We start from the raw sequence: 25,687 nt of genomic DNA on the forward strand, positions 1-25,687 counted from the left end.
CACCGGATTTCATTCGGAGGCGGGCATGGCCGCATCGGCGTTCGAGCTGCCGCTCGACAAGCGGGACAACAAGCGGTCGCGGCTACTGCTGACGGCGCAGATGGAGTGCGACTTCGGCACGATCGAGGTCCACCTCCTCAACATCTCGCACTCGGGCGCCAAGCTCGATGCCGATCGCGTGCCCGCACGTGGCGAGACGGTCACGCTGATCCACGGCGAGCTGAAGGTCGCCGGCAAGGTGGCGTGGGTGGAGGAGACGCGCTTCGGCGTCGCGTTCGACCACTCGATCGACGAGAAATTCCTCGTCAACCAGGGCCAGCACCACCTCAACGGCTGATCGGCTGTTCCAGCGCGAGCAGGGCGAAGGTGGCGAGCCAGTGCTCGCCCATATAATCCCCCTCGACATGCGGCAGGCTGGCGGTGAGGTGCCGCTCGGCCGCTGCTTTCGCCATCGGCGTAGCCGGATGCTCGTCGCCGAGCGCTACCGCGATCCCCCGCCAGCACCAGGCGCGGCTGAGGTTCAGTCCGTCGAGATGCGCGATCTTGCCATCGCTGCGATCCGAGACGTGAGCCGGCGCGAAGAGCGTATCCGGCCGCTCGACCGAAGCTTCCGGTAGAAAGGCATCGAGCCAGCGGGCGAAGCCCGGCCCGTCGAGCAAACGGCTCATCAGCAGCGCCTCGGCCAGCGTCGGCGAGAGGAAATCGTCGCCGCTCGGCTCCCACGCCTGCGCGGCGCGATCCCGACCAAACCATCCGAGCGCGCGTTCCGCGATCAGATCGGCCAGTGCCGGATCGTGATCCCGCGCCCAGTCGAACGCCAGCACCAGCGCAAAGGCGGTGTTGAAGTGCGCTCCGCTGCGGATCGCGTAGGTCAGCTGCGGCAGATGCGCCTTGAAGCGATCGGCGAAAGCCCTTGCCAGCGGCTCCAGCGCCGCCGCCCACGACCCATCGTGTCGTGCAGCCTCGCCATGCAGCGCCAGCAGCCAGGCCCAGCCATAAGGCCGTTCGAAGCCGCGCGCGGTGGGGCGGGCGAGATAGGCCAGTTCGCCGGCCACCTTCTCCGGCACCAGCATCACATCGGCGCGCATGGCGATCTCGATCGCCTCCGGCATATTGGGAAACAGCCGACGCAGCCGCAGCAGCTGCCACCAGCCATGAACACAGCTATGCCAGTCGAAGCTGCCGTAGAAGATCGGATGCAGTTCGGACGGCGTGCGGGCATCCTCCGGCCCGGCCAGCACGTGCTGGAGCATGCTGGGATATTCCTGGCCGATATGGCCCAGCGTGAGCCGCGCGAAGCGGGATGCGGTGTCGCCAGTGATTTTGGGCGTGATCATCTCGGGAAAGCCAGCCACCAGATCAGCAGGATATTGACGAGGAGCAACGGCAGCGCGGTCGGCGCCTGCGCGCGGATCACGCCGTTACGGTCCTTCAGCTCCAGCAGCACGGCAGGGACGATGTTGAAGTTGGCCGCCATCGGCGTCAGCAGCGTGCCGCAGAAGCCGGACAGCATGCCGATCGCACTGACGATCGCGGGATTGCCATGATGCTGATGGATCAGCAACGGCAGTCCCACCGCCGCCATCATCACCGGAAAGGCAGCGAAGGCATTTCCCATCACGATCGTGAACAGCGCCATGCCGAGCCCGTAGGCGATCGTCGCGCCGATCAGGCTTCCGTTGGGAATGACATCGCCGATCAGTCCGCCGACCACCGTGCCAACGCCGGAAAGCGCGAATATCGCGCCGAGGCTCGCCAGCATCTGCGGGAGAAGCGCCGCCCAGCCGACCGAATCCATCAGGCGGAGTCCTTCGCGGAACGGCGTCGCCGGATGCGGCCTCAGCCACACCATGGAAACGGCCAGCGCGATCAGCACGCCGATGGTGAGGCAGACCAGAGTCGCCTGCTTTGGATCGGCCCAGCCCGGCCACCAGCGCGCCGCGAAGGTGCCGGCCAGCGCGACCGCCGGCACGATCAGCACGGGCAGGAAGATCGCATCGCCGCGCGGTGCCTTCTCGTCCGTGCGTGGTCGCGGAGCCTTGGTGAAACCGAAGCCGCCAATCGCGACGAGCCCCAGCACCAGCACGCCGTTGCCAATGTCGCCCAGCCGATCGCCAAGCAGGAAACTGACCGCGACCAGCGCCCAGAAAGCGGCGTTGGCCCAGCGCCGATCAATCGCGCCCAGCACCGCGTAGATCGCGAACAGCGCGCCTGCGATGGCATAGACGAACGGCAGGCCGATCATCGGGCGAGCTCCCGGTCGAGCAACCACAGCCGGAAGCCATGGATCACGAAAGCCGCGATCGCGCTCGGGATTGCCCAGACCGAAAGCTGGAACGGCTGCAACTCGATCCCGAACTGCTCCAGCAGCCCCTTCATCAGCAGGATCGAACCGATCGCGAGGAAGATGTCCTCGCCGAAAAACAGCCCGACATTGTCGGTTGCCGCCGCCAGCGCCTTCACCCGTTCGCGTTGAGCATCATCCAACGCACCGGCCTGCCGCTCCGCCAGCGCTTCCGCCATCGGCGCGACGAGCGGGCGGACGGTCGGCGCCGGTCCGGCGATAGAGGTGAGGCCCAGTGCGGCGGTGAGCTGGCGGAACAGCAGGTAAACAATCAGCAAGCGCCCCGCTGTCGCCCGTCCGAAGCCCGCCACCACCGCCCTCGCCCGCTCCTGCAGGCCGAAGCGTTCGAGCAGGCCGATCACCGGCAGCACGATCCAGATGATCGTGACGTAGCGCGTTTCGTTGAAGGCATGCCCGAAGGCGGCGAGGATCTTGAGGGGATCGAGCCCCGCCGCGATCCCCGTCACCGCCGCCGAGGCGGCGACCACCAGCAGCGGATTGAAGCGCAACAGGAACCCGAGCGCGATGACCGCGATGCCGGCGAGGACAAGCATGTGGTCTTGTCGGCGGCCAAAAGGCGCGGGTCAATCGCGGACCGGAAAGCCCCCCCTGTAAGAGAGGGGAACGCAGGTCACAGCGCCCCGTGGCAGTGCTTGTATTTCTTGCCCGAACCGCACGGGCACGCCGCGTTGCGGCTCACCTGCCCCTCCCAGCTCGCAGGGTCCTCGCCGAGGTTGCTGCCCTCGGGAGCGTCGAACTGCGGTGTCTGCATCGGCGCGATGCGGGTGGTGATGAAGCCCTGGTCGTAGCCGTCGCGATCCGACGTGTCGTCGCTGCCCGTGAACGGATCGAGGTGCGTCGTCAGGAATTCCGGCAGCTCGGGCAGCGGCGGCGGCGCCTGGAACTGCACCTGCGCCAGGATGCGCGTCACGTCCTCGCGGATCGTCTCGAGCATGCGCTCGAACATCGCGAATGCTTCCTGCTTGTATTCGTTGATCGGCGTCTTCTGTGCATAGGCGCGCAGATGGATCACCTGTCGCAGAGAATCGAGCCGTGAAAGGTGGTCCTTCCAATGCTCGTCGAGGCTCTGGAGCAACACGCTCTTCTCGATGCCGCGCCAGCTTTCCTCGCTGATCTCGCCGATTTTAGACTGGACCTGCGCGTCGGCCTGCCCCTTGATCCGCTCGGCGAGAACCTCGGGCTCGATGCCTTCCTCGGCGACCCACGCGGTCACCGGCAGCTCGATGCCGAAGACCTCCTGCACGCGGGCCTGCAACCCTTCGGCATCCCACTGCTCGGGATAGGAGCCGACCGGGCAGGCATCGCCGACCAGCGACGACACCGTCTCGCCGCGCATCTCGTCGGTGACGTCGTCGACCGTCGCCTGGTCCATGATGTCGGAGCGCTGCTCGTAGATGATCTTGCGCTGGTCGTTCATCACGTCGTCATATTCGACGACCTGTTTGCGGATGTCGTAGTTGCGCGCCTCGACCTTCTTCTGCGCGGTCTCGATCGCCTTGGTGATCCAGGGCGAGATGATCGCTTCCCCGTCCTCCAGATTCTTGTTCATCATCTTGGCGAACAGGGTCTGGGGCCCGAAGATGCGCAGCAGGTCGTCGTCGAGGCTCAGGTAGAAGCGGCTGAGGCCCGGATCGCCCTGACGGCCCGAGCGGCCGCGCAGCTGGTTGTCGATGCGGCGGCTCTCGTGGCGCTCGGTGCCGAGCACGAACAGGCCACCGGCAGCGAGCACCGCCGCCTTCTCGGTGACGATCTCGGCCTCGATCTCCTTCGCCTTCGCCTCATATTCGGGCGTGCCGGCGACGAGATCCGGGAACTCGTCGAGCATCCGGAATTCGAGATTGCCGCCCAGCTGGATGTCGGTGCCGCGGCCCGCCATGTTGGTGGCGATCGTCACCGCGCCGATGCGGCCAGCCTGCGCCACGAGATGCGCCTCGCTCTCGTGATGGCGGGCGTTGAGCACGTTGTGCTTCACGCCTTCCTTGTTCAGATACTCGGACAGCAGCTCGCTTTTCTCGATCGAGACGGTGCCGACCAGGATCGGCTGGCCGCCGGTTTCCTGCTTGCCGCGGATCGCCTTGGCGATCGCGCCGAACTTGTCGGTGATATTCTTGTAGAACTCATCGTCGTCGTCGCGGCGCTGCACCGGCACGTTGGTCGGGATCGAGACCACGTTCATCTTGTAGATCTCGAAGAATTCCGGCGCCTCGGTCGCCGCCGTGCCGGTCATGCCGCCGAGCTTCGGGTACATGCGGAAATAGTTCTGGAAGGTGATCGAGGCGAGCGTCTGGTTCTCGGGCTCGATCTTGACGCCTTCCTTGGCCTCCACCGCCTGGTGCAGACCGTCCGACCAGCGCCGGCCGTCCATCATGCGGCCGGTGAACTCGTCGATGATGATGACCTTGTCGTCCTTGACGATGTAATCGATGTCGCGCTTGAAGCCGACATTCGCCCGCAGCGCCTGGTTCAGATGGTGGACGACCTGGGTGTTCTCGTAATCGTAGAGATTGTCGCCTTCCAGAAGCCCGGCCGCCTCCAGCATGCGCTCGACCTTCTCGGTGCCATCCTCGGTGAGGATGACCGAGCGCTGCTTCTCGTCATGCTCGTAATCGTCGGGGTGGAGCTGCTTCACCACCGCATCGACGCTCATGTAGAGCTCCGATTTGTCATCGGTCGGGCCGGAGATGATCAGCGGCGTGCGCGCCTCGTCGATCAGGATCGAATCCACCTCGTCGACGATCGCGAAGTTGAAGGGCCGCTGCACCATCTGGGCGCGGTCGTACTTCATGTTGTCGCGCAGGTAGTCAAAGCCGAACTCGTTATTCGTGCCGTAGGTGATGTCCGCGTGATAGGCGTCACGGCGCTCGTGATCGGGGATGTTGGGGATGATCACGCCCACGGTCAGCCCCATGAAGCGATAGACCTGGCCCATCCACTCGGCGTCGCGCTTGGCGAGATAGTCGTTGACGGTGACGACGTGGACGCCCTTGCCGCTGAGCGCGTTCAGGTAAGTGGCGAGCGTCGCCACCAGCGTCTTGCCCTCGCCGGTCCGCATCTCGGCGATCTCGCCGCGATGGAGCACCATGCCACCGATCATCTGCACGTCGTAGTGACGCTGGCCGAGCACGCGCTTCGCCGCCTCGCGCACCGTGGCGAACGCCTCGGGCAGCAGGTCGTCGAGCGTCTCGCCCTGCTCCAGCCGCGCCTTGAACAACGCGGTCTGGTTGGCGAGCGTGGCGTCGTCCATCGCGACGACGGCGTCTTCATGGGACGCGATCTTGGCGACGGTGCCGCGCAGCGACTTGACATAGCGGTCGTTGGACGAACCGAAAATGGCCTTGGCGATGCCGCCGAGCATGGGCATTCCTATACGAACGGGACGGCGGGGGACTGGCACGCGCAAACGCCCCGCGAACCCCCGCGCGAGCAGGCGGCTGATCTAGGGACGGGGCAAGGGGGTGTCAATCAATCGGCGGATGGCGAGACTGTCATGTCAACGCGGATCACGACATGGCGCGGAACGGGCTGGCCATTTTTGCCCAAGCCCGGTGCAAAAACCACAGGCGGCACATTCGGAAGCTGCTGGAAATGCGTGCAAAGATCTCCAAGATTCGGCCAGCTTTCGTCGGGAAGGGTGGACTTGCAATCATGCACCCGTCCGCTTGCATCCACGTCGAATTCGACCGTACCCGACGATGGCGCGAGAGGCACCGGCCCTCTATCCGGAATTTGCCAGTTTACATGGCCTTGATATTCCCCCGCGACGGACTGGCCCCCAGCATCCTTGCCCGGAACGAAACGCGCATGAGCAGCCATAAGCGTGCAGGTTGCATCGTCCAGCACGGAGTGGCCGCTTGATTGCGTCACTGCACACCCCGTGACCTGCCCCTGAGACGACAGGTAGAGCGTGAAGCCCACCAGACCGTCCCACATGTTCCGCAAGGCTTCGGGAGGATAGTCGTCGGGCGACACCCACATATCCGGGCGAACGGGTCGAGGCGGCTGCTCTATTGCCGTAGTGGCGACTGCTAGCCCGAACAGCAAAAGCATGGATGTCCCCCCGTCTTCCGTTCCAGCCTAGCCGAGAGCGACGTTCTCGCAAGGGAGCCGGTGCGGGTGGCATGGGGACAGCAGAACGGCCGCGCTCCATCGGGAGCGCGGCCGTCCTTGTTTCGGTCACCAAGGATTACCAGCGGCGGCCGTTGTGCTTCGCGCGATAGATGTGGCGGCTCGCGCGATCCTCGCGGTGCTGGAGCACGGCGCGGTCGTAGCCATTGAGGCGACCGCCGTGGCGGTAGCGCATACGCGCCTCCTGGCGGTCGATCGAGTGCTGCTGGCGCTCGACCCGGTGCGCCTCGCCAGGCGTCATGCTGCCATTGCGCAGGCCGTTGTCGATGCGGTGCTGCTGGTCGGCATGGCGCTGATCGACACCCTGCGCCTGCGCGGCGCCGGCGACGAAGCCGATGCTCATCAGGGCCGCGATGATCCGATGCGAAGTCTTCATGGTTCAAACCCTCCATTACGCGAACACCGCGTGTAATTTGGTCTAGCGGTGCGGGCCTGAATGCGCCGCGAACGCGACATGCAGCCATGGTTCAGGCACGAACGGCGGTTGATCCGGCGGCTCCGGCCCGATAGCGGCCGCTGAGAACCGCAAGGCTTCGAGGAATCGCTCATGTCCGACGCCGTCTCCCCCCTCGCCACGCCGTTTCCCGCGATGCCGCCGGTCACCGGCGCCCACATCGCGACCGTGCGCGCCGGCTACAAGGCGTGGGAACGCCACGATCTCACGCTGGCGCTGCTCGACGAGGGGACCGCCGTAGCAGGCGTCACCACACAATCGAAATGCCCCTCGCCCGAGGTGGAATGGTGCCGCGCCGCGCTGCCGCTCGGCCGCGCGCGGGCGCTGGTGGTGAATGCGGGCAACTCCAACGCCTTCACCGGCAATCGCGGTCGTGCAGCGGTGGAGGCCATCGCGGCGCGAGTGGCGGCCGGTATCGGATGTCAACCCTCCGACGTCTTCGTCGCCTCCACCGGCGTGATCGGCGTACCGCTCCCCATCCCCACCGCCGAGGCCGGGATCGACGCCGCGCTGACGGCCCCGCAGGTGGGCTGGGAGGAGGTCGCCGCCGCGATCTCGACCACCGACACCTTCCCCAAGGGCGCGATGGCCCGCGCCGTGATCGGCGACCGGACGGTGAACATCGTCGGCGTCATCAAGGGATCAGGCATGATCGCGCCGGACATGGCGACGATGCTGGGCTTCGTCTTCACCGATGCCGCGATCGATCCCCTGTTTCTTCAGCAGATGCTCAACGCGGCGAACGGCCGGAGCTTCTCCTGCATCACGGTGGACGGCGACACCTCGACCTCCGACACGGTTCTGGCCTTCGCGACCGCCACAGCCGGCAACGCTCCCCTCTCCTCCTTCGACGACGCTGGCGCCGATGCCTTCGCGGCCGCGCTGAACGATGTCTGCCTCCAGCTCGCGCATCTGGTGGTGAAGGACGGCGAAGGCGCCTCGAAGTTCATCGAGGTATCCGTCGAAGGCGCCGAGAGCGATCGCAGCGCCCATCGCATCGCCATGTCGATCGCCAATTCGCCCTTGGTCAAGACTGCGATCGCGGGTGAGGACGCGAACTGGGGCCGCGTCGTAATGGCGGTCGGCAAGGCGGGCGAGCCCGCCGAGCGCGACCGGCTGGCGATCCGCTTCGGCGACACGCAGGTGGCTTCTGGCGGGCTTGCAGTGGAGGGCTATGAAGAGGCGCCCGTCGCCGCGCACCTCAAGAGCCAGGAAGTCCGCATCGTCGTCGATATCGGCCTGGGCGAAGGCCGTGCGACGGTCTGGACCTGCGACCTGACCCACGGCTACATCTCTATCAATGCAGATTATCGGAGCTAGGCCATGGCGCTCACCGGAGGATGCGCCTGCGGCGCGACCCGCTACCGCATCGATGGTCCGGCATACGATACCGGCTGGTGCCACTGCCGGCTGTGTCAAAAGAGCTCGGGCGCACCGGCGATGGCCTTCACCACCTGCGCTCTCAAGGATTTCGTGATCGAGCAGGGTCCCGTGGCGATCGTGAGGCTGGTCGACTACGGGGAGCGCGGCTTTTGCCCGCGCTGTGGCACATCGCTCACTATCCACGTCAATTACCAGAAGGAGGAGATCGACGTCGCCTGCGCCAGCCTCGATGATCCGGGGGCGGTGACGCCCGAGTTCCACATCTTCATCGACCAGAAGATCGAATGGGTGAAGCTGGCCGACGGACTTCCGGCCTACGAAGGCTTCGGCATCGACGCGCGCGGGCTTATGCCGGGGGATCGACCGGAATGAGCCCGCTCCACGCCGCCGTCGACGGCCTCATGCGCAAGATCGGGCGCGACGTCGTGATGGCGCGATTCCGCAACCTCGATGCAGCCGACATCGAGCAGAAGGCGAAGGACGACTATGTCACCGTCGCCGACAAGCTGTCCGAGGAACGGCTGACCGAGGGGCTGATGGCGATCCTGCCGGGCAGCCATGTGATCGGCGAGGAAGCGGTCGCGGCCGACGCTTCCGTGTTGGATCGCATCGCGCAAGGCCAGGCGTGGATCGTCGATCCTATCGACGGCACCGGCAATTATGCCGCCGGCCGCACGCCCTTCGCGATCATGGTCGCGCTGGCCGAGGAGGGAATCGTGCAGGCGGGCTGGATCCTGGATCCTGTGACGCGCCGGATGTGCCACGCGGCGCTGGGAGGAGGCGCGTTCGTCGACAACAAGCGGATCATGGCGCGCAAGACCGGCGCGGCGCTGCCAATTGCGGCGCTGGCGACGCGCTATCTGCCGCCGGACGTCCGTGCGTCCGTGCTGGCCCGCGCCGCTGGCCACATCACCGAGGTCGAGGTCCCGCATTGCGCCGGCGAGCAATATCCGCGCGTCGTGCTGGGAACGAACGACCTTGCGCTGTTCTGGCGCTCGATGCCGTGGGATCACGCGCCCGGATCGCTGTTCGTGGAGGAAGCGGGCGGCCGCGTCGCGCGGCTGGATGGCACGCCCTATCGGCTCGGCGACGATCGCACCGGCCTGCTTTCCGCCGCCTCGCCCCGATTGTGGGACGAAGCGGCGAAATTGCTGTTCGGCTAGATCAGATCGACTCTTCGATGAAGGCCTTGAGCCGGCTCTTCGGCGCCGCGCCGACCTGGGTCGCTGCGGGCGCACCGCCCTTGAAGAGGATCATCGTCGGGATGCCGCGCACGCCGTACTTGCCCGGCGCACCGGGATTCTCGTCGATGTTGAGCTTGGCGATCGTCACCTTCTCGCCAAGCTCGTCGGACAACTCCTCCAGCGCCGGGCCGATCATCTTGCACGGCCCGCACCATTCCGCCCAGAAATCGACCAGCACGGGGCCATCGGCAGAAAGAACGTCGGCCTGGAAGCTGGCATCGGTGATCGTCTTGGTGGCCATGGAACGGAACTCCTGTTCGTGTTGAGCAAGGATGTAGGCGGGGACAGGCCCTGGCTCAACGGGTCGCGCCCAAACTTTGCTCCGTGGGCTATAAGCCCGGCTTGTGATCGGCCAGCACCTCGGGCGGGACGATGATCAGCGTCGGACCGGCCGTGTAGAGCAAGGCCGCCTCGATCGCGCGGCCCGGGAAGATCGCCGCCAGCGCGGCGGCATAGGCGCCCATCTGGTCGAGATGATGCTCCGGCACCCGACCGAGCGCGGCCGACGCGCGACGGCCGGTCTTGAAGTCGATCACCATGACCTTGTCGTCGGTCACCAGCAGGCGGTCGACGGTGCCCGCGATCACCTCGCCGCCCACGACGGCGGCGATCGGCGCCTCGGCGAGAGCTGCGCTGGAGAAGATCGCCCCGAAGCGCGGGTCTTCGATAACCGCCAAGGCGTCCCGGATCAGCGCGCTCCGCAGCGCCGGATCGGACACTCCCGCCGATTGCATGAGCCACCGGTCGGCCGCTCCCGCGCGGGCTTCGGACGCCAGGTCGGGCAGACGCTCGAACAAGGCGTGAAGCAGCCGCCCCCGTTCCGCCGCCTCGCGCATCTTGGCGCCGGGCGGCGGATTGGCGATGGTATCGATTCCGATCGAAGACGGCGCCAGCGGCCGCGGCGGCCGGGCTTCCTCGGGCGCGGGCGCATGAAGCCAAGCCGGCGGCGCCGATTCCACGCTTGCCGCGCGCGGCGGCCTTTCTCTCCCCCGCACAGCCTCCCGGCCGTGGGCGCGAACCTTGCCCCACAAGGCATCGCCCGCCTCCGCCGATTCCAGCCCGTCCAGCGCCGCGTCCAGCGCCGCATACCAGCTGTTCGCCGGGATCACGCCCCGCGCGCCCGGCCCCAGTGCGCCGCCGATCGCCAGCCATTCCTCGGCCCGCGTCGCCGCGACGTAGAGCAGGCGCCAATGCTCCTCCAGGTCGCGGCGCTCCGCCTCCTCGATCAGATCGGCGAAAGGGGCGAAGCGTTCCTCCTTCTTCGGGCGGATCACCGGCACCGCCTCTCCGCCCTCCTCGTGCGACCAGCCGATGCCGCCGCCCGGAGAGCGATCAGGATCGCCGGTCGCGTCCGCCAGCACCACCAAAGGCGCCTGCAAACCCTTGGAGCCGTGCGCGGTCATCACCCGTACCGCGTCGAGCGGTGCGGAGGGATCGCGCTTGATCTGCACCTCGCCGCGATCGAACCAGTCGAGGAAGAGCTGGAGCGAGGGCGTGCCGTTCTCCTCAAAGAGCAGGGCGGCGTTGAGCAGTTCCTCGATCGGATCGCGAGCTTCCTCGCCCAACCGGCGCAGCAGCTTGCGGCGGCCCTGCAACGGGCCGGACAGCATTTCCTCGAAGAAGCGATACGGCGTGACGAGGTCGACCGCGGCCAGGATGCGGCCGAGCGTTTCACGGGTTTCCCCCTCGGGGAGCGCCGCCCAGAGCGTGCCGGGGCGGCCATGGCCGATGTCATACAGGTCCAGCTGAGACAAACCGAGCAGCGGCGACACCAGCAGCCCCGCAAGGTTGAGATCGTCCGCCGGCTGGAGCGCAAAGCGGGCGGCAGCGAGCAGATCCTTCACCGCCAGCGGCGCGCCGAGGCTGAGCCGGTCGACACCCGCCACCGGCACGCCGTGCGCGTGCAGCCGCGCCACCAGCAGCGAAGCGAGCTCGCCGCGCTTGCGGACGAGGATCATGATGTCCTCGGGGCGCAGCGGCCGGTCCTTGGTCGCCATCCAGGGTTTGGCGTCGATCCACGCCTTCACCTGCCGCGCGAGGCGATCGGCGAAGAGGCGCGTGGCGTCGTCGAGCCAGCCTTCCTCACCGGCCGCGACCTCTTCCGCCTCGACCGCGATCACCGGCGGCCAGAGCAGCACGCGTCCGGCCCCCTTCTTCGCGGCCTCGTGCGGGGGAACCTCGTCCGCAAGGCCCAGCGCGGCGGCACCGAGATGGCCGATCAGCTTGTCGACCACCGCCAGCACCGGCGGCGTCGACCGGAAGGAGCGATCGAGCGAGAGCCGACGGAAACTGCGCTGCCCACCCTCGGCGCGGGCGGAGAAATGCCGCTCGGCCGCCTCGAAGGCGAGCGGGTTGGTGCCCTGGAAACCGAAGATAGCCTGCTTGAAGTCGCCCACCGTGAAGATGGTGCGCAGCACGCCTTCCTTCGCACCCTCGCCCGCGAAGAACTCGCCCGCCAGCGCCGCGACGATCGACCATTGATGGACATTCGTATCCTGCGCCTCGTCGACCAGGATGTGATCGGTGCGCTGGTCCAGCTTGTAGCGCACCCACTCGCCCATGCCCGGCGTGCCAAGCAGGCGGACGGCCTTCCGGATCAGATCCTCGAAATCCACCGCGCCGGCCGCCCGCTTCGCCTCCGCATAGGCGCGGGCATAGGCCTGCCCCGCGCGCAGCCCCGCCGCCAGCAGCGCCGCGAACGCCGCCTTGGCGCGCAAGGCCAGCAGGCCGCCGCACAGATCGAACATCCGAGTGGCGTCGTCAGGATAGGAGGGATCGGGCGGCGCCTTGCCCTTGGCGAAGGAGCGCAGCTCGCCATCCTTCTTCGCCCAGACGAGGTGCAGATCGTCCAGGGTCTCGGCCCGCCTCGCCGGCGAGGCCGCGAGCCACGCAGCGATCGTATCGGCACTGGCGAGCGCGCCCTTCGTGCCCCATCCCGCCAGCGCCGCCGAAACCCGTTCCAATGTGCGGCGATCGAAATGCCCGTCGCCACAGGCTTCCTCGATCGCCTCCTCGACGTCGCCGTCGGGCACGCCCATCGCACGGCGCAGCTTCGCCTCGATACCCGGACCCAGCGCGGCCATCGCCTCGGCCGAGCGCGCGCATTGACGGAGGAAGCTTTCGGCGCCCTGCTCGCCCAGCCGGCGGCTCATCACCTGTATGTCGCGGATCAGCGGCAGGTCTCCGCCGCGCTCGGCCTCGACCAGCATCTGCGCGAGCGTGGCGTGGGCGAGAGCCTGCTCCTCGCGCTCCTCCAGCGGGCGGAAGCCGGGGATCAGCCCCGCCTCGGACGGGAAGCCCGCCAGCAACGTCTGACAGAAGGCATGGATCGTCTGGATACGCAGGCCGCCGCCCGTCGCCTCCAGCACACGCGCGAAAAGGGTGCGCGCCTCGGCGATCGCCTCGTCGTCATTGGGCTCGCCGAGCGCGAACAGCTCCTTGCGCAGATCGGCCTGCTTCATCCGCACCCAACTCGCGAGGCGCGCATGGATGCGGTCCGCCATCTCGGCGGCCCCGGCCTTGGTGAAGGTGAGGCAGAGGATCGCCGCCGGATCGTTCCCCGCCAGCAACAGGCGGATCACGCGCGCGGTCAGCACATGGGTCTTGCCGGTGCCGGCCGATGCCGACAGCCAGACCAGCCGCCTGGGATCGGAGGCCTCGGCCTGCGCGCCCTCCAGTGGCTTGAGCAACGAAGGGCGGCGGCTCATTCGGCGCCCTCCTGCCGGCCGTACCATTCGTCGAGCCGCATCAGCTGATCATAATCGGTGTAGGGCGAATATTCGGGATGCAGCTTGGCGACGAACGGCTCTTCGCCGAGCAGCCATTTTGCGGCGGCCTCGGTGAAGTGGTGGTGTGCGAGGCTGGTGAAGTCCGCCGGATCGAGGCCGGACCGGCTCGATATCGCGTTGGCGACATAGCCGAGCTGCCCGTCCTTCTGCGCCAGCGACCAATATTCGAAGCCCCTGGCGATGCCGTCCGTTTCGGGGAAGCCGCCCTGCTCCGCGATCAGGCCGAGCAGCCCCAGCTGCATCGCATAACCGCCCGCCACCTGCTTCGGCGCAGGCGGCTGGCCGGTCTTGTAGTCGACGATGGCGAGGCTGCCGTCGGCCAGCCGGTCGATGCGATCGACCTTGCCGTAGAGACGGATGCCCCCGATCTCGCGCTCCCCGAAGGTCTCAGCGAGGATCGGCTTGCGGCCGGTCGCGGCATCCTCGATCATCCGGTCGGCGATCCACCCGATCGCCTCGCGCAGGCGCGGCGCCCATAGCGCGCGCAGCACCGGATGCGCGGCGATCCCGTCGAGCATCTCTTCGGCGCGGGCCGGGAGCTTGGCCGGATCGTAGCCATCCTCCTTGGCCCACGTTTCCAGCACCTCATGGACGGCGTTGCCCCGCCACGCGGCGCTGGGATCGGCGTCGATCGGATCGAGCGCGGCGAGCTTCAGCATCTCCTGCGCGTAGAAGGCGAAGGGATCGGCCTTGAGCCGGTCGAGCCGCGTCACCGCCAGCTTGCGCGGGCGATGATCGACCGGCGGCGCGGGGCGTGGGCGCTGCGCCGGATCGAATGTGCCGGGCCGGTCGATCGCCGCCATCCAGCGGCGCAATTCGGGCGAGCGGGCGATGCCGCCGGTCATCGCCTCCAGCCGAAGCCAGAAGCGCGAAACGACCGCCGGAGCGCGCGCATCGCGGCGCGCCCGCGTGACAAGCACGCGCGGGCTGCCGAGCACGCTGGTGAAATCGTGCGCGGCGATGCCGATCCGCCGCTCCAGCCCCGGCAGCCCCAGTTCGCTGCGCACGCGCGGACCGAGCCATGGATCGGGGCTTGGCAGCGCCGGCCACACGCCCTCGTTGAGCCCGGCGGCGACGGCGAAGTCGGCATGCTGGAGCCGCTGCTCGATCAGGCCCCATATGAACACGCGCGGATGGCCGCCCTGCGGCGGGCGTACCGCCACGTCGTCCATCAGCCGGGTGAGCAACGGTGAGACGGCAGAGGAGGCCAGTTCGCGCGGACCGAGCGGGGCCGCATGCTCGACATCCGCGAACAGTTCGGCTGCCGCACGACCGGACGGCCCGGCCCACGCCGCGTCCTCGGTGAGCGCCGCGATCGCCTCGCGGATCAGCGGCAGGGTATCGGAAAGCGTGGTATCCCGCGCGAAGACTGCTTCCAGTGGTGCTAACAAAGCGACCTGCTCCGTCCACCACTCGGCCAGACCGCGAGGCAATTTCTTGGCTTCGGCCAGCTTCCCGGTGATCCCCTCCAGCCCCGGCGCGGGGCGGGGGCCGCGCAGCGCGAGATCGAGCGCGCGGACATGGTCGAGCCACGGCAGGCGATCCCCGGCCTGGATCAGCGGATGCTTGAGCAGCGTCAGCAGCTCGACCGGCGCGAAGCCGCTCGCAGCCGCCTCGGCCAGCGCAATGATCAGGGTACCGGGTGGGGTTGCCGAGAGCGGACGGCCGGCGGAGTCATCCGCCGCTATGCCCCATCGCGCGAGGTGTGCGGATACGCGGCGGGCCAATGCGCGATCCGGCGTCACCAGCGCGGCGGTTCGGCCGGGTGTCTCGATCTCCTGCCGCAACGCGATGGCGATGGCCTGCGCCTCCTCCGCCGGGGTCGCGCATTCGAGCGCGCGGATGCCGGAGAGGCGGCGTTCCGCAGGCGGCAAGGCCTGCCACTTGCCCGTGAAGCGCGCCGGCGCCATCGCGTTCGCCGCCGCCCTGCCCCGCGCCGCCGAGGCGCCCGGCGCGGTCCGCCCGCTCCATCGCCAGCGCTGCACCTCGCCCCGTGCGACGCTCATCCGATCCAGCAGCAGCTTGAGGTGGAATTGCGGGTGAGTCTCGATGCTGCGGCCCTTCTCATCCGGCCCGAGCGCATCCCACTCCGCCTCCGGCATGGCGAGATCGAGCGACGGCAGCAGCACCGATCCGCCATGCAACCGCGCGATATCGCCGAGCAGGCGGCCGACCGCCGGGGCCGTGTCGGTGATCCCCGCCGCAACCACGAACGAAGCGGGCGGTCGCGCACGCCAGATTGCCGCCGCGCGATCGAGCAGGCGGTTGCGCCGCTCTCCCGGCTCAATCTTGCCCGCCGCCTTCAGCTCGCCGGGCCAGCGCGCCAGCACCGCCGTCAGTACGCCGAGCGCACGCTGCCAGTGTTCGGAAAGTTCGCCCTCAACCTGCATGTCCAGCAGGTCGCGGATCGGCTTCTCCTCGACCGCCAGCTGATCGAGCGTGCGCACGAGTGCCTGCGCCAGCCGCACCGCCTCGGCCGCATCGACCGGCTCGCCGATCCGTGCACGCTCCTCCGCTATCAGGCGGGCGAGCATCATCCGGCGCGGCATCGCCTCGATCGCGGGCGGCACCGGCTCGGCATCCGCTGGATCGAGCAACTGCCCCAGCGCCTCGTCCGGATCGAATGCGCCGATCGGTGCCATGCGGGGCAGCAGCAGGCCGCCCTCGGCCCGGCGCACGAAGGCATCGGTGATGGCGCGCTGGGCGCGGTTGTTGGGGACGAGGATCAGGCCCCGCGCCAGCGTCATGCGGTCCCCATCCGCCAGCGCGATCAGCCCTTCGGCGAGCGCATCGGCGAAGGGCCGGTGCGCGGGAACGGTGAAGACGGACGGGCCGGCCTCAGCCACCCTTCAACAGCTCTTCCGCCAACGGCAAAGCGACCGGCGTGCCGACGTCGCACCACAGGCCCTGATGCACCACACCGAAAGCGCGGCCCTTGGCGATGGCGCGATCCCACAGGATGTTGGTGGAGAACGGCCCCTCCGGCGCATCGGCGAACAGCCGCGGCGAGACCAATTGCACGCCGGTATAAACGAAGGGCGCGACCTTGCGCGGCTCGCGGCGACGCAGGTGGCCGGTGGCGTCCATATGGAAATCACCCTGCCCGCTGTGCGCCGTGGCCCGCGCCAGCGCGACGACCAGCAACAGCGCATCCATGCTCTCGTCTTCCCAGCGGTTGGCAAGCAGACGCAGCGTATCGACCGGTCCGTCGACCCAGAGATTGTCGCTGTTGATCACGAAGAAGGGCTTGTCGCCGAGCAGAGGCAACGCATGGACCACCCCGCCGCCCGTCTCCAGCAGCGTCGCCCGCTCGTCCGAGATGGTGACATCGAGATCGGCGGCGTGGCGGCGGACATGCGCCTCCAGCGCGTCGGCCAGATAGTGGACGTTGACCACCACCTTCTTGACGCCGGCCGCGCGCACCCGATCGAGCGAATGATCGAGCAGCGACTTGCCGGCAACCTCGATCAGCGGCTTGGGGCGCGTCGCGGTGAGCGGGCGCATCCGCTTGCCGAGCCCGGCCGCCAGCAGCATCGCCGTATCGGGAAGCTCCTGCTCGGCATGCGGATCGGGGCGGAGGGAGAGGGGCTTGGCGAATTTGCTCACGCGCTCGTCTCCGTCCAGTGGGCCGCGCGATATTCGGGCGGCACGTTGCCCTCGAACCACGCCGCCACCGGCGCCAGCGCCGGGTGCTTCAGGTTGCGCTCCAGATAGGCCCACACGCGCGGCTGGAAAGGCAGGTAGTTGCGCTTGCCGTCGCGCTTCCACAGCCGCGTGAAAATGCCGAGGATCTTGGTGTTCCGCTGCGCGCCCAGGATCTCGTAGTCGGCGCGGAAGGCGTCCACGTCGGCGACGCGGGCTTCGGCGGAATAAGCCTCCAGCATCCCGGCCTCCAGAGCGGGCGACACGTCCCGCCGCGCATCCTGCAGCAGCGAGACGAGATCGTAGGCCGGATGACCCGCCAGTGCATCCTGGAAGTCGAGCAGGCCGAGCCGCCTCAGCCCGATGCGATCGAGCAGGATGATGTTGTCGACATGGTAGTCGCGCAGCACCAGCACCGGCGGCTTTGGATCGGCGACGCGGGGCAACACTGCATCCCACGCCCGTGCCCAGCTTTCGAGATCGACGTCGAGATCGACGGCGGGCACATACCATTCGGGGAAAAGCCCGATCTCGCGCCGCAGTACCGCCATATCGTAGGGGGCGAGCCTCGCCGGTACCGGCTGCTCCGCCAGACGCGCGAGCAACGTGATCGCGTCGCGATAGATCGGCGCCTCGTCCTCCGCCCCGGCGCGCAACAGCGGGCCGACCAGTCGATCGCCGAAATCCTCCAGCAGCAGCAGGCCGCCCGTGCGATCGACTGCGTGGCTGCGCGGCGCGGAGAGGCCCAGCCTGTCGAGATGCCCGGCGATGGCGAGGAATGGCCCCACATCCTCATGCTCGGGCGGCGCGTCCATCAGCACGGCCTGCCGCTCGCCATCGACGACGCGGAAGTAGCGGCGAAAGGACGCATCGCCGGCAAGCGGCAGGATCTCCGCCCCGCCCCACCCATTCGCGGCGAGGAAGGCGGGCGCGTGAGCGGGCGGAATCATCGGGGCGGCCATCGCGCCTCCCATGCCGCCGGGGCCGCCCAAGTCAAGCGCCGCCCGCCGGAGTGATCGGGCTCCAGCGTCAGACGGAGCGCCTGAGGCCACAGCGCCTCGCCCAGCCGCTCGGGCCATTCGACCAGCAGGGCGCCTTCCTCCAACATCTCGTCGAGGCCCAGTTCCTGCGTGTCATCCGGATCGTCGATGCGATAGAGATCCACGTGCGCGACGGGCAGCGACACTTCCGGTGGCGTGTAAGGCTGGACGATCGCGAACGTCGGGCTCGGTGCTTCCTCGGCGAGTCCGAGTGCGGCCAGCGCGCCCCGCGCAAGGCTGGTCTTGCCGGCGCCAAGATCACCGAACAGCGCGACGACATCGCCCGGCTTCAGGAGGTTCCCGAGCTGACGTCCCACCTCCTCCGTCGCGGCGGCATCGGGCAGATGGATCACGCCCGTATCCTCGGTAGGCGGATCGAGATGGTGGTCCCCTGGCCGATCTCGGTATCGAGCATCACCTCGCCGCCATGCGCCTCGATATAGTGGCGTGTCAGCGGCAGGCCGAGGCCGATCGAGCCTTCTCGCCGGTCGCCACGATCGCTGACGCGGTGGAAAGGATCGAACAGCTTGGCGCGGCTCTCGGGCGCGATGCCGTTGCCGTTGTCCGACACCACGACGGTCGCCTGCTCCACGTCGCCCGATGCGTGGAAGAAGATGCGCCCGCCTTCCGGCGTGTAATCGACGGCATTGCGCAACACGTTCTCGATCGCCTGCCGCAGACGCCGCACATCGCCCGTCACCACGCCGGCTGATGGCTCGATCGCGACGATCATCTCGAGCTTGCGCTGCTCGGCCTGTGCCGCGAGATCGCCGGCCAAGCCCCTGCACAACGTCTCCAATTCGATCGGCACATGTTCGAGATCGAGATTGCCCGCCGCACTGCGGGTGAGATCCAGCACTTCGTCGATAAGTTGGCCCAGCCGTGCCGAGGCGCTGAGGATCGAGCGGACATATTCGTCGCCGCGCGTCGTCAGCGGACCGGCGAAGCCCGCCTGCAGCATTTCCGCGAAGCCGCCGATCGAGGTGAGCGGCGTGCGCAACTCGTAGCTCATCGTCGCCATGAAGGCGGACTTGACGCGATCGCCCTCCTCCAGCGCGGCCGCGCGATCCCGAAGGGCCTGCTCGGCGCGGCGACTGTCGGTGATGTCGAGCAACGTGAAGAGCGCATTGCCGTCCGGCAGCGGAACGGCGGCGAACTGGAAATGGCGGCCGTCCGCGAAGGCGATCCGCCCGGCCCGGCGCTGCCTCTCGGCGGTGGCGAGGCGCACCAGCTCGCGGATCAGCCCGGCGCGCGCCGGATTGGCGAGACGCGGCGCCACCATGTTCACCAGCGCATCGACGCGCGGGTGCCGGGCCAGTTCCTCCTCGCTCAATTGCCAGACGTCCGAGAAGCGGTTGTTCCAGAGGTGGAGGCGGCCGTCCGCCGCGAACACGCCGACCGCCTCGTTCATGTTGTTGAACGTCGCGGTGCGGACGCGCAGCAGCGTGTCGGCTTCGGAGCGCAGCCGCACCTGCTCGGTACGGTCCTCGAAGATCATCAGGATGCCGCCATCGGGCAGCGGCTGGGCGACGACGCGCAGGTGCGTGCCGGAGGGCAGCTGCCACGCCTCCTCCTGTGCCTCCTCGGAGAGGAACCAGCGCCGCCGCTCAGCCTTCCAGCCAGGGAAGTCCCGGCTTTCGGGCAGGCGATCGGCCTCGCGCATCCGCTCCAGCACGCGATCGAATTCCGGCCGATCGGCGATCCATTCCGGCAGCATCGCGAATAGGCGCTGGAAGGCGGCGTTGGAGAAGGTCATGTGCCGGCTGGAATCGAACTGCGCGACGCCCGCCGAAAGCCGGTCAAGCATGTCGCGCTGCGCCTCGGCGAAGCGGACGAGATCCTGCCGCGCCTGCTCGATCTCCTCGATGTCGATCGCATAGCCGGCGATGCCGCTAACGCCGAGCGGCACGTCGACCACGCGCAGCATGCGCCGCTCGCCGCCGATCGTGGCGGGCACCGTGCGCACCGACATCTCGCCCTCGTCGCGCGCCGCCGCCGCCGTGGCGAGTGGGCTGCCCGGCCCCTGCCCGTCGATCAGCTCCAGCCCGCGCTCGATCACGTCGTGCGCGCTCTCGCCGTCCACGGCGCGCATGTAGGCCGAGTTGACGAGGCTGAGCCGCAGATCGGGGCTGCGGTGCCACATCGGGATCGGCGCCGCCTCGATCAGCCCGGCAAGCGCGTCGAGCGCGCCGGCCAGCCGATCGCGCTCGCCTTCCAGCCGCGCGATCTCCTCCTCGCTCTCGGTGGCGTCGAACAGCCAGAGCAACGCCGCGCCCTCGCCCAGCGCCGCCGCCGCCGGTCGCCCACGCACCAGCAGCACGCGCCGTGCATCGATCGGCCTGAGCGCGCGCTGGAATTCGGCGCCGCCGCGCTGGACGGCGAGGATGTCCCGCGCCAGCGCTTCCGCATCGCCCGGCTCCAGTCGGGGCGACAGATCGGAAAGGTGGCGCGGCATGCGATCCAGCCCGAACCAGTCGGCCACCCGCTCGTGCGCGCGCAGCCGGCCGTCCGACGAGACGAGGACCGGCAGCGCAGGCGCGCCCGCGAGCATGTAGCGCAGGCGTCCCAGCTCGGCGACGCCGCTCCGCGCGGCATTGTGCCGCCGCCACCCGAGCGTGACCGCGACCACCGCTGCCGCCAGCCAGACGGCGAGGATCAGCCCGGCGAGCGTCGCATGCAGGGGATCGAGGACGATCATCCGCCCTCCCGTCGACCGGCCAGCATCCCTACGCGCGCACTCCCCATGCGCCATTCTCTAGGGCGAGAGCGCGCGGGACGAAAGCACCCGGATACGAAAAAGGCCGCCGGATGCTCCGGCGGCCTCGTTTCGAAGAGTGGATGATCAGAAGGCCGCGGAGACCGAGACCTTGAAGTAGCGGCCGAGGATCCCCTTGAAGTAGGTGATCGTACCACCACCGGCCGGAGCCGGGAACGGCGGCGCCTTGTCGAACACGTTGTCGACGATGAACTGCAGCTTGTAGTGATCGGAAATAGAATAGCCGACCGTGGCGTTGAACAGATACCAGTGCTTGTTGCCCGGATACTGGTAGGTGTCCGCAGCCGCATCGGCGTCGATCTTGCTCGGGCCGAAATACTGGGTCTGCCACAGGAAGCTGAAGCCTTTGTTGGCATAGCCCAGATTCGCCGTGAACGAGTTTTTCGGGTTACCGATCTCACCGTCCGAATGGTTGACGTCACCAGTGCCAACCTTGGTGTACTGGTTAATCACGTGATAGAAATTGAACGAGAAATTGATGTTGCCAGCGTTGGCGCCAAGCCCGAAGCGGCTGAGATCAGCGTTGTATGCGATTTCCGCCTGTACCGCCTTCAGCTTGGCTATGGCCGCATTGTAATAGCCTTCCTTGATAAACGTGATCTGGCCGTTCGAGTCACGCGGAGCCAGAGCGCAGAAGGAGTTCGGATAGTCCGCCGCATCATAGCATGCGTCGAGAATGTCGTCGCCCGACAGGGACACGATCTCGTTCTTGATCGAGATATTGATATAGTCGGCCGAAACGGTAAGGCCCGGGATAAAGCGCGGTTGTACGACAGTGCCGAATGTATAGCTGTCGGCAGTCTCGTTCTTCAGGTTAGGGTTGCCGGAGACACTGCCGGGGATCGTGAATTTGGAATAATTGGAGCTGAAATTTTCAGGGACACCCGCAGCGGCGCAGTTGGCCGCACGGCGCGCTGGATCGGGGCCGCCGTCGATATAACGAGCGTCGCACGGGTCGTCACCGCTCTGAAAAATCTGTGAGGTCGGATTGAATACCTCTGTAATTGCGGGAGAACGGATCGAGCGCGTGTAGTTACCGCGGAACGTCACATCCTTGATCGGCGCGATCTCGCCGCCCAAGGTGTAAGTCCACGCACCACCCGACAACGAGTTTTTCACATAGCGCGCCGCACCTTCGAGCTGCAGGCGATTCAGGAAGCTCAGGTTCATCTGTGGCGAGACCACGGGGATCTGCAACTCAGCGAAGCCCTCATCAGTATGAAACTTGCCCGCGATCGGATCGATCGGGATCGAGTTGCCAAAACCTTCGCGGGAGCCGTCCGGCAAGGTTTCGCCATAATAGAAGGCGCCCGGATCAAAATTTGTCGACTCGTAGCGATGCTCATAACCGATCGACATCCGGACATCGCCGCCCGGCAACGTCACCAGCGACCCTTGCGCGTTGATGTTCCCTACGAACTGTTTGTCGAGCGAGGTCGAGTGGGCGATCGCCGTGATGTAGTCGATTGCAGCACGCTGCATCGCCGTATTGCTTTGGCCGAACGGATCGAGCGCAGCGCAGGTCGAGCTCAATGTCGCGATCGGCGCGCTGGTATATCCAGGCGCGCAGATGATGTTTCCGCTCGCATCACGTGTGGAATTGAGAGCATTGATCAGATTCTGGTAAACCAGATTGGGCGCTGCGCTGCGCGCTTTGGAATGGCCGTAGTTCAGCGACGCCTCGTAATGCCACGACTTTCCGCCGATGTTGAAGTCGCCATCGACACCACCCACGAACCTGAAAAGTTCAACCGTGGTCGAAGCACGGCCGGTTTGCCAATCGGTGTTCGCGCGACCAAGAGCGAACGTGCCTGGCGGGGTCGGAACGATATCCGGATTTCCATCACCGTTGAGATCGATCCCGCCCGCCGGGAACGTGGCGAGATTGGCCTCAATGGTCGCCCGATCGGCAGGATTGAGGAAGGGATTGTCCAGACTGATCAACAGATTACCGTTGACCGTGCCCGCCGTCGGGTCAAAAAGGTACGTGCTGTAGTAAGGCTGATCGACAAGATTGGTCGCTTTGCTGTGCGAATACCAAGCTTCGCCAAAGAAACGCAGTCCATCCGAGACTTTGTAACTGCCTTGCGCAACACCGAGATAGCGTTCCGACTTGACCTGAAGATTGCCGAAATCGGCGATATTGAAGCCATTGCCGCCGGCGCTGCTGATTCCATCGCCGGTTGGAGTTCCGGTATTGAGCGGCGCCAGCCGGCCCTGGCTGTTGAAGGCTAGCGGATTCCCGTTGGAGTCGAAAATACCGAGCGCCGTGGGATCATAGAAATCGGCTTGGAAGGGCACACCGTTAGATGTGAAGGGGAGATAGTGCTGCCCGCCTTGGTAGAGGACATTGCCGTAAGGCGAAGAGGGGTCGTTCGGCGCATCAAAAAAAGGCGCCCGCGACGAGGTCAGATATCGATCCGAGGTCCGCAGGCCGTCGCTCTTGTTCCACTCGCCGGACACGACGAAATTGCCGCGATCGTCGTCGAAATTCTTGCCGAAGATCGCGCTGATGCGGTGATCGCCGGCATCCTTGCGCTGCGAGATGCCGTTGGTCGCCTCGATGCCGAAGCCGTTGTAATTGTGCTTCAGGATGATGTTGACGGTGCCGGCGATAGCGTCCGAGCCGTAGATCGGCGCGCCGCCCGTCGCGATCGTCTCGACGCGATCGACCAACACCTCGGGGATGTTGTTGAGATCGACCTGGCTGCCCGCATCGACCGGACCGAAGATCGAGGCGGTGTTGGAAGACACGAAGCGGCGGCCGTTGACCAGCGTCAGCGTGCGCTGCGAGCCGAGGCCCAGGAAGTCGACGAAGCTCTGGCCGGCGCCGAAACCGGACTGCGCGCCGACCGAGCTGTTGCCCGGCACGCCGAACTGCGGAAGCTCGTTCAGCGCATCCAACAGGTTGGTGTAGCCGCGCTTCTCGATCTCGGCCGCGCCGATCACGGCGGCGGGCTGCATGCCGGTGAAGCCGGCCCGCGCCAGGCGGGTGCCGGTGACGACGATTTCGTTGCCGCTGGGGGCGCCGCTGTCGACCGTGGCCGCCTGAGGCGCGCAATCCGTCGACGCCTGCGCGCTCTGCTCGCCCGACTGATCCTTGACGGGAGGCTTGCAGGCCTCTGCCGTGGGCGACTTCTGCGCTTGCGCATAAGCTGGCTGCATGAACGCGACGAGCGCGGAGCCTCCTGCTAGCAGAAGGGTACGATTGCGCATGATGAACTCCCTGTTTTCCGCCCTTGCCCCTGGGCGACATGAAAGTTTCATCATGTCGCCGCTTCGGCAAGCCTCCGTTCAGGAAACTGCCTAGGCGGCGAGATTTTAACAGCTGGTTGATGCTGGATTGCAACAATCTCGCTCAGTGTGGCTGATGCTGGATTGCAACAGCCACCCGCAGGGAGCGATCAGTAGCGATAGTGATCCGGCTTGAACGGCCCTTCCGGCGTGACGCCGATATAGGCCGCCTGCTTGCTCGTCAGCTTGGAAAGCTTCACGCCCAGCTTGTCGAGATGGAGGCGCGCGACCTTCTCGTCGAGGTGCTTCGGCAGCACGTAGACCTTGTTCTCGTACTTCTCCGCGCCGGTGAAAAGCTCGATCTGCGCCAGCGTCTGGTTGGTGAAGCTGGAGGACATCACGAAACTCGGATGGCCGGTCGCGCAGCCCAGGTTCACCAGGCGGCCCTTGGCGAGCAGGATGATCTTCTTGCCGTCGGCGAACTCGATCTCGTCGACCTGCGGCTTGATCTCGGTCCACTTCATGTTGCTGAGGCCCGCGACCTGGATCTCGCTGTCGAAGTGGCCGATATTGCACACGATGGCCATGTTCTTCATCGCGCGCATGTGATCGACGGTGATGATGTCCTCGTTGCCGGTCGCCGTCACGAAGATGTCGGCGCGGCTCGCGGCCTCCTCCATCGTCACGACCTCATAGCCCTCCATCGCCGCCTGCAGCGCGCAGATCGGATCGATCTCGGTGACGATCACGCGCGCGCCGCCGTTACGCAGCGACGCGGCGGACCCCTTGCCGACGTCGCCGAAGCCCGCAACGCAGGCGACCTTGCCGGCCAGCATCACGTCGGTGGCGCGGCGGATCGCGTCGACCAGCGACTCCTTGCAGCCGTAGAGATTGTCGAACTTCGATTTGGTGACGCTGTCGTTCACGTTGATCGCCGGGAAGGGCAGCTTGCCCTTCTTGGCGAGCTCGTAGAGGCGATGCACACCGGTGGTGGTTTCCTCCGATACGCCCTTGATCGCCTGGACGGTGCGGGTCAGATAGCCCGGACGCTCGGCGAGGAAGCGCTTGAGCGTCGCGACGAAGATCTCCTCTTCCTCGTTGCCCGGCGCGAAAAGCTCTTCCCCGGCCTCGACACGCGCGCCCCACAGCGCGAACATCGTCGCGTCACCGCCGTCGTCGAGGATCATATTGCAGGTCTGATCCTGACCCCAGTCGAAGATGCGGACGACGTAGTCCCAATATTCCTCCAGCGTCTCGCCCTTGACGGCGAAGACGGGGATGCCCGAGGCGGCGATGGCGGCGGCGGCATGATCCTGGGTGGAGTAGATGTTGCAGGTCGCCCAGCGCAGCTCGGCGCCGAGCGCGGCCAGCGTCTCGATCAGCACGGCGGTCTGGATCGTCATGTGCAGCGAGCCGGTGATGCGGGCGCCTTTCAGCGGCTGCGAGGCGCCGAATTCCTCGCGCAGCGCCATCAGGCCGGGCATTTCCGTCTCGGCGATCTCGATCTCCTTGCGGCCGAAGGCGGCGAGCGAGATGTCGCGGATGACGAAGTCGTTGGCGGGCAGAACGGAGGCAGTGGCCACGGAAAGGCTCCCGGAGTCTCGGGCCGGCCCAGCGACATGCGGCCGGCAATGGA

19 protein-coding genes are annotated in these 25,687 nt (G+C 67.0%); 4 read left to right on the forward strand and 15 right to left on the reverse strand.

Translation table 11 applies throughout. From position 1 onward, the window contains the following. Positions 1 to 25: 25 nt before the first annotated feature. The gene (locus HZF05_RS19440) at positions 26 to 337 is read left to right on the forward strand and encodes a PilZ domain-containing protein (protein WP_160364136.1); all 312 of its coding nucleotides are present in this window, start codon (positions 26 to 28) and stop codon (positions 335 to 337) included. Here HZF05_RS19440 and HZF05_RS19445 read toward each other — a convergent pair. The 6 genes from HZF05_RS19445 to HZF05_RS19470 all read right to left on the reverse strand — a co-directional run bounded on the left by HZF05_RS19445 (position 327) and on the right by HZF05_RS19470 (position 6,866). Further along, positions 327 to 1,337 (reverse strand): DUF2891 domain-containing protein, encoded by a 1,011-nt coding sequence (locus tag HZF05_RS19445; protein ID WP_160364137.1) that lies wholly within the window; start codon positions 1,335 to 1,337, stop codon positions 327 to 329. The genes HZF05_RS19440 and HZF05_RS19445 overlap by 11 nt on opposite strands. Further along, positions 1,334 to 2,245, reverse strand: a complete 912-nt coding sequence (locus HZF05_RS19450) for a DUF979 domain-containing protein (protein ID WP_160364138.1) — start codon at positions 2,243 to 2,245, stop codon at positions 1,334 to 1,336. The genes HZF05_RS19445 and HZF05_RS19450 overlap by 4 nt, the downstream gene beginning before the upstream one ends. Next, complete coding sequence (locus HZF05_RS19455; protein WP_160364139.1) at positions 2,242 to 2,898, reverse strand: DUF969 domain-containing protein; 657 nt, start codon at positions 2,896 to 2,898, stop codon at positions 2,242 to 2,244. Before HZF05_RS19455 ends, HZF05_RS19450 begins: the two co-directional genes overlap by 4 nt. Before the next feature lie 77 nt (positions 2,899 to 2,975). Beyond that, positions 2,976 to 5,720: a preprotein translocase subunit SecA gene (gene secA / locus HZF05_RS19460; RefSeq protein WP_160364140.1), complete on the reverse strand. Its 2,745-nt coding sequence runs from the start codon at positions 5,718 to 5,720 to the stop codon at positions 2,976 to 2,978. 107 nt (positions 5,721 to 5,827) lie between these two features. After that, complete coding sequence (locus HZF05_RS19465; RefSeq protein WP_160364141.1) at positions 5,828 to 6,412, reverse strand: energy transducer TonB; 585 nt, start codon at positions 6,410 to 6,412, stop codon at positions 5,828 to 5,830. 136 nt (positions 6,413 to 6,548) lie between these two features. Then, complete coding sequence (locus HZF05_RS19470) at positions 6,549 to 6,866, reverse strand: hypothetical protein (RefSeq protein WP_160364142.1); 318 nt, start codon at positions 6,864 to 6,866, stop codon at positions 6,549 to 6,551. 171 nt (positions 6,867 to 7,037) lie between these two features. On the opposite strand from HZF05_RS19470, the gene argJ reads away from it, so the two are divergent. Genes argJ through HZF05_RS19485 form a run of 3 tightly spaced genes read left to right on the forward strand, consistent with a single transcriptional unit; the run spans position 7,038 to position 9,490 of the window. Next, entirely contained in the window at positions 7,038 to 8,264 is a 1,227-nt protein-coding gene (gene argJ, locus HZF05_RS19475; protein ID WP_160364143.1) for a bifunctional glutamate N-acetyltransferase/amino-acid acetyltransferase ArgJ, read from the forward strand. 3 nt (positions 8,265 to 8,267) lie between these two features. Continuing rightward, positions 8,268 to 8,699 carry a GFA family protein gene (locus tag HZF05_RS19480; protein ID WP_160364144.1) on the forward strand — a complete coding sequence of 144 codons (432 nt, stop codon included), beginning with the start codon at positions 8,268 to 8,270 and terminating at the stop codon, positions 8,697 to 8,699. After that, positions 8,696 to 9,490 carry an inositol monophosphatase family protein gene (locus tag HZF05_RS19485; protein WP_160364145.1) on the forward strand — a complete coding sequence of 265 codons (795 nt, stop codon included), beginning with the start codon at positions 8,696 to 8,698 and terminating at the stop codon, positions 9,488 to 9,490. Before HZF05_RS19480 ends, HZF05_RS19485 begins: the two co-directional genes overlap by 4 nt. A gap of 1 nt (position 9,491) precedes the next feature. Here HZF05_RS19485 and trxA read toward each other — a convergent pair whose 3' ends face one another. The 9 genes from trxA to ahcY form a co-directional block, all read right to left on the reverse strand. Beyond that, a complete protein-coding gene (gene trxA, locus HZF05_RS19490) occupies positions 9,492 to 9,812 on the reverse strand; it encodes a thioredoxin TrxA (protein WP_160364146.1) in 321 nt (106 codons plus the stop codon). Positions 9,813 to 9,900: 88 nt separating this feature from the next. Further along, positions 9,901 to 13,278 (reverse strand): double-strand break repair helicase AddA, encoded by a 3,378-nt coding sequence (gene addA, locus HZF05_RS19495; RefSeq protein ID WP_160364147.1) that lies wholly within the window; start codon positions 13,276 to 13,278, stop codon positions 9,901 to 9,903. Then, positions 13,275 to 16,205, reverse strand: coding sequence for a double-strand break repair protein AddB (gene addB / locus HZF05_RS19500; RefSeq protein WP_160364148.1), 2,931 nt, complete (start codon positions 16,203 to 16,205; stop codon positions 13,275 to 13,277). Before addB ends, addA begins: the two co-directional genes overlap by 4 nt. Next, positions 16,198 to 16,965 (reverse strand): nucleotidyltransferase family protein, encoded by a 768-nt coding sequence (locus HZF05_RS19505; protein ID WP_343046928.1) that lies wholly within the window; start codon positions 16,963 to 16,965, stop codon positions 16,198 to 16,200. Before HZF05_RS19505 ends, addB begins: the two co-directional genes overlap by 8 nt. Continuing rightward, positions 16,962 to 17,963: an aminoglycoside phosphotransferase family protein gene (locus HZF05_RS19510; RefSeq protein ID WP_484592871.1), complete on the reverse strand. Its 1,002-nt coding sequence runs from the start codon at positions 17,961 to 17,963 to the stop codon at positions 16,962 to 16,964. The genes HZF05_RS19505 and HZF05_RS19510 overlap by 4 nt, the downstream gene beginning before the upstream one ends. Next, complete coding sequence (gene tsaE / locus HZF05_RS19515; protein ID WP_160364149.1) at positions 17,948 to 18,394, reverse strand: tRNA (adenosine(37)-N6)-threonylcarbamoyltransferase complex ATPase subunit type 1 TsaE; 447 nt, start codon at positions 18,392 to 18,394, stop codon at positions 17,948 to 17,950. Before tsaE ends, HZF05_RS19510 begins: the two co-directional genes overlap by 16 nt. Next, positions 18,391 to 20,739, reverse strand: coding sequence for a sensor histidine kinase (locus HZF05_RS19520; protein WP_160364150.1), 2,349 nt, complete (start codon positions 20,737 to 20,739; stop codon positions 18,391 to 18,393). The genes tsaE and HZF05_RS19520 overlap by 4 nt, the downstream gene beginning before the upstream one ends. 144 nt (positions 20,740 to 20,883) lie before the next feature. After that, the gene (locus HZF05_RS19525) at positions 20,884 to 24,033 is read right to left on the reverse strand and encodes a TonB-dependent receptor domain-containing protein (RefSeq protein WP_160364151.1); all 3,150 of its coding nucleotides are present in this window, start codon (positions 24,031 to 24,033) and stop codon (positions 20,884 to 20,886) included. Positions 24,034 to 24,221: 188 nt separating this feature from the next. After that, positions 24,222 to 25,634, reverse strand: coding sequence for an adenosylhomocysteinase (gene ahcY, locus HZF05_RS19530; protein ID WP_160364152.1), 1,413 nt, complete (start codon positions 25,632 to 25,634; stop codon positions 24,222 to 24,224). Between the last annotated feature and the right edge of the window lie 53 nt (positions 25,635 to 25,687).

The sequence above is a fragment of the Sphingomonas chungangi genome (assembly GCF_013778325.1).
Taxonomy (GTDB): Bacteria; Pseudomonadota; Alphaproteobacteria; order Sphingomonadales; family Sphingomonadaceae; genus Solisphingomonas; species Solisphingomonas chungangi.

What these genes read in the sequence shown, in the direction of transcription:
- HZF05_RS19440 (WP_160364136.1), top strand. Translation starts at nt 26, where the DNA reads ATGGCCGCATCGGCGTTCGAGCTGCCGCTCGACAAGCGGGACAACAAG.
- HZF05_RS19480 (WP_160364144.1), top strand. Translation starts at nt 8,268, where the DNA reads ATGGCGCTCACCGGAGGATGCGCCTGCGGCGCGACCCGCTACCGCATC.
- HZF05_RS19510 (WP_484592871.1), bottom strand. Translation starts at nt 17,963, where the DNA reads ATGGCCGCCCCGATGATTCCGCCCGCTCACGCGCCCGCCTTCCTCGCC.
- HZF05_RS19455 (WP_160364139.1), bottom strand. Translation starts at nt 2,898, where the DNA reads ATGCTTGTCCTCGCCGGCATCGCGGTCATCGCGCTCGGGTTCCTGTTG.
- HZF05_RS19470 (WP_160364142.1), bottom strand. Translation starts at nt 6,866, where the DNA reads ATGAAGACTTCGCATCGGATCATCGCGGCCCTGATGAGCATCGGCTTC.
- addA (WP_160364147.1), bottom strand. Translation starts at nt 13,278, where the DNA reads ATGAGCCGCCGCCCTTCGTTGCTCAAGCCACTGGAGGGCGCGCAGGCC.
- trxA (WP_160364146.1), bottom strand. Translation starts at nt 9,812, where the DNA reads ATGGCCACCAAGACGATCACCGATGCCAGCTTCCAGGCCGACGTTCTT.
- HZF05_RS19465 (WP_160364141.1), bottom strand. Translation starts at nt 6,412, where the DNA reads ATGCTTTTGCTGTTCGGGCTAGCAGTCGCCACTACGGCAATAGAGCAG.
- secA (WP_160364140.1), bottom strand. Translation starts at nt 5,720, where the DNA reads ATGCTCGGCGGCATCGCCAAGGCCATTTTCGGTTCGTCCAACGACCGC.
- HZF05_RS19450 (WP_160364138.1), bottom strand. Translation starts at nt 2,245, where the DNA reads ATGATCGGCCTGCCGTTCGTCTATGCCATCGCAGGCGCGCTGTTCGCG.
- HZF05_RS19520 (WP_160364150.1), bottom strand. Translation starts at nt 20,739, where the DNA reads ATGATCGTCCTCGATCCCCTGCATGCGACGCTCGCCGGGCTGATCCTC.
- HZF05_RS19485 (WP_160364145.1), top strand. Translation starts at nt 8,696, where the DNA reads ATGAGCCCGCTCCACGCCGCCGTCGACGGCCTCATGCGCAAGATCGGG.
- HZF05_RS19525 (WP_160364151.1), bottom strand. Translation starts at nt 24,033, where the DNA reads ATGCGCAATCGTACCCTTCTGCTAGCAGGAGGCTCCGCGCTCGTCGCG.
- HZF05_RS19445 (WP_160364137.1), bottom strand. Translation starts at nt 1,337, where the DNA reads ATGATCACGCCCAAAATCACTGGCGACACCGCATCCCGCTTCGCGCGG.
- argJ (WP_160364143.1), top strand. Translation starts at nt 7,038, where the DNA reads ATGTCCGACGCCGTCTCCCCCCTCGCCACGCCGTTTCCCGCGATGCCG.